Source organism: Alkalibacterium iburiense (assembly GCF_039521845.1).
GTDB lineage: Bacteria > Bacillota > Bacilli > Lactobacillales > Carnobacteriaceae_A > Alkalibacterium > Alkalibacterium iburiense.
In genome coordinates, this window is the sequence record NZ_BAAACW010000137.1 from 52,540 (window position 1) to 61,034 (window position 8,495).

Annotated in this window: 6 protein-coding genes; all 6 read left to right on the forward strand. The window is 37.5% G+C overall.

Going from position 1 to position 8,495, the window contains the following annotated elements; translation table 11 throughout:
• Position 1: 1 nt before the first annotated feature.
• On the forward strand, positions 2 to 1,861 hold the full coding sequence (walK, locus tag ABDZ53_RS11035) for a cell wall metabolism sensor histidine kinase WalK (RefSeq protein ID WP_343756522.1): 1,860 nt from the start codon (positions 2 to 4) through the stop codon (positions 1,859 to 1,861).
• Positions 1,858 to 3,174: a YycH family regulatory protein gene (locus ABDZ53_RS11040; protein ID WP_343756523.1), complete on the forward strand. Its 1,317-nt coding sequence runs from the start codon at positions 1,858 to 1,860 to the stop codon at positions 3,172 to 3,174. Before walK ends, ABDZ53_RS11040 begins: the two co-directional genes overlap by 4 nt.
• The gene (locus ABDZ53_RS11045; RefSeq protein WP_343756524.1) at positions 3,164 to 4,033 is read left to right on the forward strand and encodes a two-component system regulatory protein YycI; all 870 of its coding nucleotides are present in this window, start codon (positions 3,164 to 3,166) and stop codon (positions 4,031 to 4,033) included. Before ABDZ53_RS11040 ends, ABDZ53_RS11045 begins: the two co-directional genes overlap by 11 nt.
• A 95-nt stretch (positions 4,034 to 4,128) precedes the next feature.
• Complete coding sequence (locus ABDZ53_RS11050; RefSeq protein ID WP_425541708.1) at positions 4,129 to 4,941, forward strand: MBL fold metallo-hydrolase; 813 nt, start codon at positions 4,129 to 4,131, stop codon at positions 4,939 to 4,941.
• A 265-nt stretch (positions 4,942 to 5,206) separates the two neighbouring features.
• Complete coding sequence (locus ABDZ53_RS11055) at positions 5,207 to 6,400, forward strand: S1C family serine protease (protein WP_343756526.1); 1,194 nt, start codon at positions 5,207 to 5,209, stop codon at positions 6,398 to 6,400.
• A gap of 805 nt (positions 6,401 to 7,205) precedes the next feature.
• Entirely contained in the window at positions 7,206 to 7,685 is a 480-nt protein-coding gene (gene rlmH, locus ABDZ53_RS11060) for a 23S rRNA (pseudouridine(1915)-N(3))-methyltransferase RlmH (RefSeq protein ID WP_343756527.1), read from the forward strand.
• Positions 7,686 to 8,495 lie beyond the last annotated feature (810 nt).

Here is an 8,495-nt window from a genome sequence, read left to right on the forward strand (position 1 = left end):
TATGAAAAAGAAGATACGTTTTTACCAATCCATTAATACAAAAATTGTTTTTGTGATTGTCTTATTACTTGTATTCGCCCTGCAGTTAATCGGGGCGAATTTTATTACTCAAATTGAAAGGCAATTAGTGGCTAATTTTCAAGAAGATCGTCAAGTTCAGATGAATTTCTTGGAGAGCACACTATTGCCTTATATTGAAATGGAAGCGTCTGATGAAGAAACGGAGATGGATTCGGCTCAAGAAATAAACAGTCTATTGGCTGACTTTTCGGGTAATGGGATAACACAATTAGAAGTAGTGAATGAAGATTTAATTATTATAGGAACGAGTGATGGCACACAACAAAACGTTGTGGGACAGCTATCGAGTGATCAAGACCTCAGACAAGCTCAAGTCACAGAGTCCTCCATCCCTAGACAAGTAGTGGATCCGGTCACTGGTGATAGACGGTGGAAAATTGTAGAGCCTGTATTTTCATCGAACCAGGATAATCAATTTATCGGCGCCATTTTAATGGAGAGTAATATTGAAACAGTGTACTCTCAGATTTCCCAAATTACTCGGATATTTTTACAATCCAGTTTTGTCGCTATTATTTTGTCCTTATTTTTAGCCAATATGGTTTCTCGAGCTTTAACTAAACCGATTAAAGAAATGCAGAAGCAAACAAGGCAAATCGCAGAAGGAAATTACTCTGGCACGTTAAAAGTATACGGAGAAGACGAATTGGGACAGCTAGCGGGATCGATTAATGATTTATCCGATGACGTAGCAGAAGCTCAGGAATCTACAGAAGCTGAAAGAAGACGATTAGACAGTGTTTTAACCCATATGACAGATGGAGTTATAGCAACAGATAGAAGAGGGAAAATTATCATTCTTAATGAAATGGCTCAATCTATGCTTGATATAAGTAGCGAGGAAGCCTTGAAAAAGAATCTATTAACAGTATTAAATATCGAAGAAGAGCTATCACTGAGAAAAATACTAGAAAATCAGGAAGATATTCTCTTGAATGGTACTCAAAATGGAGCACCAACTATTTTGCGTGCATCTTTCTCTCTCATCCAAAGAGAATCAGGTTTCATCAGCGGGATTGTCTGCGTGCTTCATGATGTCACAGAACAAGAACGAATAGACGAAGAGAGAAAACAATTCGTATCGAACGTGTCTCATGAACTACGTACACCACTGACAAGTATGCGCAGCTATATCGAAGCCTTGGCAGACGGAGCATGGGAAGATCCGGAACTGGCTCCGCGATTTCTAGAAGTCACTCAGAACGAAACGGACCGAATGATTCGAATGATTCAAGATTTACTGCACTTGTCCCGCATAGATTCTGGAAAAAGTGTGCTGGAACTTGAGATTGTAGATATCACGGAAATGTTGGATCATGTTTTAAACCGTTTTGAAATGCTTATACATTCAGCAGAATATGAAGGGAAAAATTACCAAATCAAAAAAGTTTTAGAAAATGAATCTATTTTTGTAGAAGTCGATCCTGACCGAATTATTCAAGTGCTGGATAATATAATGAACAACGCCATTAAGTACTCTCCCGATGGGGGAACGATTACTGGAAGAATGGTGAAAAGAGAACAGACCGTGATTATAAGCATCACGGACGAAGGTATGGGTATTCCTAAAGCCGATTTAGGGAAAATATTCTCTCGTTTTTATCGAGTGGATAGAGCGCGCTCAAGAGCAATGGGCGGTAGCGGTTTAGGTTTAGCCATATCTAAAGAAGTAGTCGAGCAACATGGAGGAAATATTTGGGCAGAAAGTACTGAAGGAAAAGGCACTACTTTCTATCTATCCCTTCCATATGTCCCTTATGAAGAGGAGGAATGGGAATGAGCTGGTCCAGAATAAAACATTTCTTATTAGCGTTTTTAATAGTATTAAGTTTATTTTTGAGTTTTCAAATATGGACGGCAGGCGGACAGTACCGACAGCCTTCTTCAACACGAAGTACGACTGTCACCACTTCATTAGCTGACCGAACAATGGCAGAGGTTTTTTCAGCCGACAGAATTATTTGGCACAGAAATTCAATTGGGCGAACAGTAGGCAGTAATGCTTATCATATGAGAGACTGGTTGAGTACTGTGATGGAAACGATGGAATTCGGAGAAGTAGATACTCCGGAAATAATAACTTACGAAGAGTACGAAGAATTCATTAGTACAGGGAACTGGGTCGAGTTCTTATTTGACGCTCCCATCCCATTTGGCTTGTTTTCGGATACCTTTGAAAACTTGCCTACCGATTATGAAAATAGAACCTTTACGCGTGTGTATATAAATACAGATGAGCCACTGGAAATAGGTTTCTATGATTCGATAAATGAGGTTCGTTATAGTGTGGACGAATCTAATTTTACTCAAGATATTATCTATGACTTGTTGTATTCACCTGACAATGAGTTTAGAGAAGTCGAACGTTTTGAAATAGGGGACAAAGCGATTTATCTCCCGGTAGATGAAGTGGAAATGGAATACCGTGATTATTTAGTCGAACGTCTGCCTAATAATCTTTACATTAATCATTTCTTCGAAGACCGTTCTGAGGTGGATGGCAGACGAACGGGGAATACAATGCGTTATATTGACTTAACAACTGAAGTAAGAATTAATGACATGACAAATACATTAACCTACCTTAGACAGAGAACGGATTTAGGACAGATGACCTTCAGTGACCGCCTATTAAGTAGTTTTAGAGAATTGCAGATGGTTGAGAACTGGACAGAAACCATTCAGTATCATGATTATTTACCCGAAAACCAGCAAGTGATATTTCAACGTCATATTCAAGGGTATCCGGTTTTCAGTTACCAGCAGCTGGAATCAACTATTGCCATTACTGTGGTTGAAAGTGGACTAACGGATTTAATCCTGCCCATCCGTGTGGTGCAAACACCTATTACATTAACCGGATCGAGCTATAAAACACTCCCTAGCGGCTCGGATGTCATAAGCCTGATTGAAAGTACAGAATTAGGATTAGATGCTATTCAAGATATCCGCCTCGGCCTCACATGGGTTGAAAGCGAAGAAGATGAGCGGGTAGTTCACTATGAACCAAACTGGTATATTCAAACTCAAGATGCCTGGTATGAGATAAATCGCTATATTGAGTTACAGGAGGCGACAATAAATGGACTTTAGAAAAGTAGAAAACATTTTCTTAATTACCTTTTTATTGCTTAATATCTATTTACTGATTAGTTACCTTAATCGGACAGATATCCAGCAAGCCTCCACGGCTCCGGGACAGGTTAATCTCATAAGAGAAATGGAACAACTAGGTATTAACTTACCCAATTTAACGGAAGAACAACCAGAAGTGTACTATATTCAAGCTGATTCTCATCAATTGCTTGAGGAAAATGCGAATCAATTGGAAAATCAAGCAGGTTCGATTGACCAAGAAGGAACCCTCTACACGAGTATTTTATCTGCTCCTATTGAATTAGACGGAGATTTAGATGAAGGCTTTACAGCAGAAGATTTTGATACATTGGATGCTTTTGTCAATAGTGATGCCATTTTGTTTGGGGAAGAGTATGCATTTTTACGTTTTGACAGAGACCAGAATCGCTTTATCTATGCTCAAGAAGTACAGGGTATGCCGATAGCGGATGGGACATCTCAAATATCACTGTTTTACGGAAGTGATGGGGAAATTATCTCCTATCAGCAAACGTATGCCGGACCAACGATTACTCAAGGATCGCCTCAAGCTGTTTTATCCAATCGCCGAGCTGTAGAAATTTTATATGAAAATCACGAAATCAGTTCAAACTCAACGGTAAATCAGCCTGTACTGACGTATCACCGAACACTCTATTTAGAAGATTTAAGCATGTATGGTCCGGTATGGTATGTCCCTGTAAGTGATGCAAGTGGAGAAAGAGTCCTTCGCGTAGATGCCTTTGAAGGAACCATCATCTCTCAGCCGACCGCTCCAACCACCCCACAAGAACCAGAAGATGTTGAAGACGAGCCGGATGATGAGGATAATTAAGACAAGTTTTTGTCGAACCCACTCGTAACCTTGCTTATATACCAGTGAATGGTGTAAGATGAACCATGAGTATTTGCAGGGAGAGGAATCGTTTTATGATGGAAATGGATCAAGCCGGATTACGTGTCAGTGTGCTGGCCAGTGGAAGTACTGGCAATATCACTTACGTTGAATCTGATAAAATTAAATTACTAGTCGATTGTGGGTTCAGTGGTAAAAAAACGATTGAGCTCTTAAACAAAATTGATCGTAAACCAGAAGATTTAAATGCCATTTTAGTAACTCATGAACACAGTGATCACATTAAAGGTGTGGGCATTTTAGCCCGTAAATTTGGTTTAGATATTTATGCCAATGAGAAAACATGGGAAATGATGGAACCTAAATTAGGCAAGCTAAAAACAGAGCAGAAGCACCATTTTTCTAAAGAGAAAACACTCACTTTAGGTGACATTGATGTATCGAGTTTTGGTGTATCCCATGATGCCATCGATCCTCAATTCTATACATTTCAAAAAAATAATAAACGGTTTGTCATGCTAACAGATACGGGATACGTCAGTGACCGAATGCGCGGTTTGGTCAAAGACGCGGATGCTTACCTGTTTGAGAGCAACCATGACTTGAGTATGCTTCGTATGGGGCGTTATCCGTGGTCTTTAAAACAGCGCATTTTAGGTGATAAAGGCCATTTATCCAATGAGGATGGTGCCTTAGCCTTATCTGAAATTGTGGGTGACAATACAAAGCGTGTATATCTAGGTCATTTAAGTAAAGAGAACAATATAAAAGAAATTGCCCATTCAACCGTTGAAGAGATTCTTATCAAGAAAGAAACAGGAGTCAATGAAACATTCAAACTCTTTGATACGGATCCCGAAGAGCCGTGTGCTCTGTTTACACTATAATTGCAAGACAGCTTACTCGTTCCTTAAATGATTTGAGGAATGAGTAGGCTTTTTTTTTACGAGCTATATTAATGAGCTCTCAGTCATTTTAGCTGAGTTAAGATAAAAGAAAGAGAAAAGCTCTTTAAGCAATTAAAATGCCTTGTAATGGGGAAAAAATGTATATTATGATACAATTTAATCATAGAATCACTAAACAAAAATCATTTAATATACAAATTTATTCGTTAAGCTAAGTGAGAGATTTTAACAGGAGGTTAATTGGATGAAAAATAAATTATGGAAAATATTACTAACAACAGGTGTTGCTGCTACAGTTTTAGCAGGGTGTGATGTATCAACAAATGATACAGAACCTGAAACGGAAGAGGTAGAAGAACAAGGCAGTGTGGATGGTGAAGGAAATGTAACTATTTCTGATATTAGAGTAGACGTGTCTTCTGGAATCACAGATGCAGTGGATGAAGTAGATGACGCGGTTGTTTCTATTTTAAATCTTCAGCAAATGGGTCAAAATCCATGGGGCTGGTATGGAGGCACCCAGTCGCCTGAGGAAGGGGAAGATTTACTACAAGCTGGTACAGGAAGTGGAGCTGTTTATAAAGTAGAAGACGACACTGCGTACATTTTTACCAATAACCATGTTATCGAAGGATCAGATGTTATTGATGTACTGTTTAAAGATGGGACAAGAGTAGAAGCAGAATTACTTGGTTCAGATGTTTGGACAGACTTAGCTGTTTTATCAATTGATGCAGAAGCGGTGACAGCGGTAGCTGAGTTTGGTGATTCTGATAACTTGACAGTAGGAGAACCGGCAATTGCAATAGGCTCTCCTCTAGGAACAAACTTTGCTTCATCTGTGACATCGGGTATCATATCAGCCATCGAGCGAACTGTTCCAGTCGATACCAATATGGATGGAGAATTGGATTGGGAAATGACGGCTATTCAAACTGATGCTGCTATTAACCCAGGAAACTCAGGTGGTCCACTAATTAATATTGCTGGACAAGTCATTGGTATCAATTCGATGAAGATATCTTCATCAGTCGTTGAAGGTATGGGTTTTGCTATACCAAGTAACGATGCTATTGATATTATTAATCAGCTAGAACAAAATGGAGAAGTTGTTAGACCAGTATTAGGTGTTGGAATGGTTGACTTATCTATGGTTTCTTACCAACAGCAACAAGCTATTTTAAATCTACCAGAAGACGTCAATGAAGGAGTCGTCATCGCAGAAGTTGCACCAGGCAGTTCAGCAGACGAAGCAGGATTAGAATCGAATGACGTGATAGTATCCTTCAATGGAGTAGACGTAGCCAATGGGGTAGAGTTAAGACAGGAAATATACGATACGGAAATTGGTGACGAAGTAGAAATCGAATACTATCGAGATGGCGAACTGCAATCCACAACGATGACAATGAGAACGACAGAAGATCCATTTGTATAATAATAAAACGAAGCACAGTCCATTTTCGGGCTGTGCTTTTTTGTCTATATGGGGAAGTAAAAGTATCTGTAGTTATTTGTAAAATGAAGTGAGTGTCCCGCAAGTTATCCTCTAGCTCGGAAGCATTAATGTAACGAGACAGCACATAAGTATGAGTTATCCTCTAACTCAAAAGAAAATGAGTATGAGTCAGCACATAATTTAGAAAAAAGAAAATCGTGTCATTAAAAGTGGACTTCTTGATCATATTTACTTGAGTCTGCAATCACTTAATCCACTTTTCTTACTAATAACTGATTATTTGGGGAAAAATAAAGGATAAACTTATTCACGTGTGGATAACTAATTATGAAGATTGATATGATGGGATTTGTGTGAAAAAGATATACACAAATCACTAACTGACTGTGTATAACTTAAGAAACAAAATAGTTTATATAACAAGTAACCTTTATTTAATAAGGTTTTTAGTGTAAATATAATTGTTAACAGTTATATTTCACATGTGCATAACTAGTTTGAAAAACTAATTACTTTTCATTAAAAATGGAGTATTAAGACGAAAAGTAGGGGAACACATTTGTGGATATGTGGATAACTTTGTGTATAACTGTGGACATTGGGTGGACAACTTTGATTATCCACTGGGGAAATCCCAGCAGAGTCGTTTTTTAAATTGTGGACAAGTCATTTACTATGCTTTACACTTCGACTAATTAGTTTGCTATACTAGATATGAAAAGAAACCATGACAAAAAACATTAAAAAAATTGACTTTCCAATTATCAAATATGAGGAGTTAAATATGGATATAACAATAGTATCAGTAGGAAAATTGAAAGAGAAGTACTTAAAAAAGGGTATAGAAGAATATTCAAAACGCTTAGGAGCTTACACGAAAATAAAAGTAGTCGAGGTACCGGATGAAAAAGCGCCTGAAAATTTGAGTGATGCAGAGATGGAACAGGTCAAAGAAAAAGAAGGCGAGCGTATTTTATCTAAGATACCAGATCAGGCCTACGTGTTTGCATTAGCTATTGAAGCAAAAGAAAGAACCTCTGAATCATTCGCTAAAGAAATCGAACAGCTGATGATTCATGGAAATAGTAAAATTGTCTTCGTTATCGGTGGATCCCTAGGATTAAGCCAGCAGGTTATGAACCGAAGCAACGAAACCATTTCATTCGGTAAAATGACCTATCCTCACCAATTAATGCGCCTCATTCTCGTTGAACAGATTTACCGCGCCTTTCGAATTATGCGGAATGAGCCTTATCACAAGTGATAAGATTCTTATTTTTAAAAATTGTACTTATATAAATCAAAGAGAGAAATCCTGTAGTCTGAATCATTTATGTACAGATAAAGCAGGTTGTAGACGAAATGAACGAACAGATAGAGGCGAATCAGAAACCATGGGAAATGGAGTTAAATGGCTTAGATGGAAAAATTAAAGAAATGGCAAGAGTTAATCAAATCCTGAATTAACTAAGGAACTTGAGGGAAGAATAACTGAATTAGAAATTAAATACATTGAAAAGAAACACAAAAAGACGAACTTCTAAAGCTTTTACAAGCAGAAAGGTATAAAGTCAAAACAGAAGATGTTTCTAAAATAATGAAAGTAGCTAATCGATCCATAACGGATTCAGATAGTAAGGCGGATACGAAAGAAATCTTACGGACATTCGTTAACAAAATAACATTCGACACAAAACTAAAGCGGATTATCTCATATACACCCATTTCAGTAAAGAAATAGTCGATGGATTGAATCACCTAACTAAAGAAGGGCCAACAGTAGGAAAGAATGCTGTTGACCCATTTACATTTAGTACTCCGTTTAAATTATTAATTTAAAAGAAATTGTATTTAAAGCTAAAATATAAATGATTTCAAAGCGAGGTTGTTCTACAAAAAAATAAGTTTGTAGCACTAAGATGCTACAGTTTTTTTACATAGAAAAATGGTGATGGCTTTATAAGCCGATTTTATCTTTTTATAAGAAACTTTCAATTATTTGAAAGGTGTGTTTTGCAAGATAAATGTTTAGAAAATTGCAATGAAAAGTTAAGAACTTTGCCAACCACTTTTA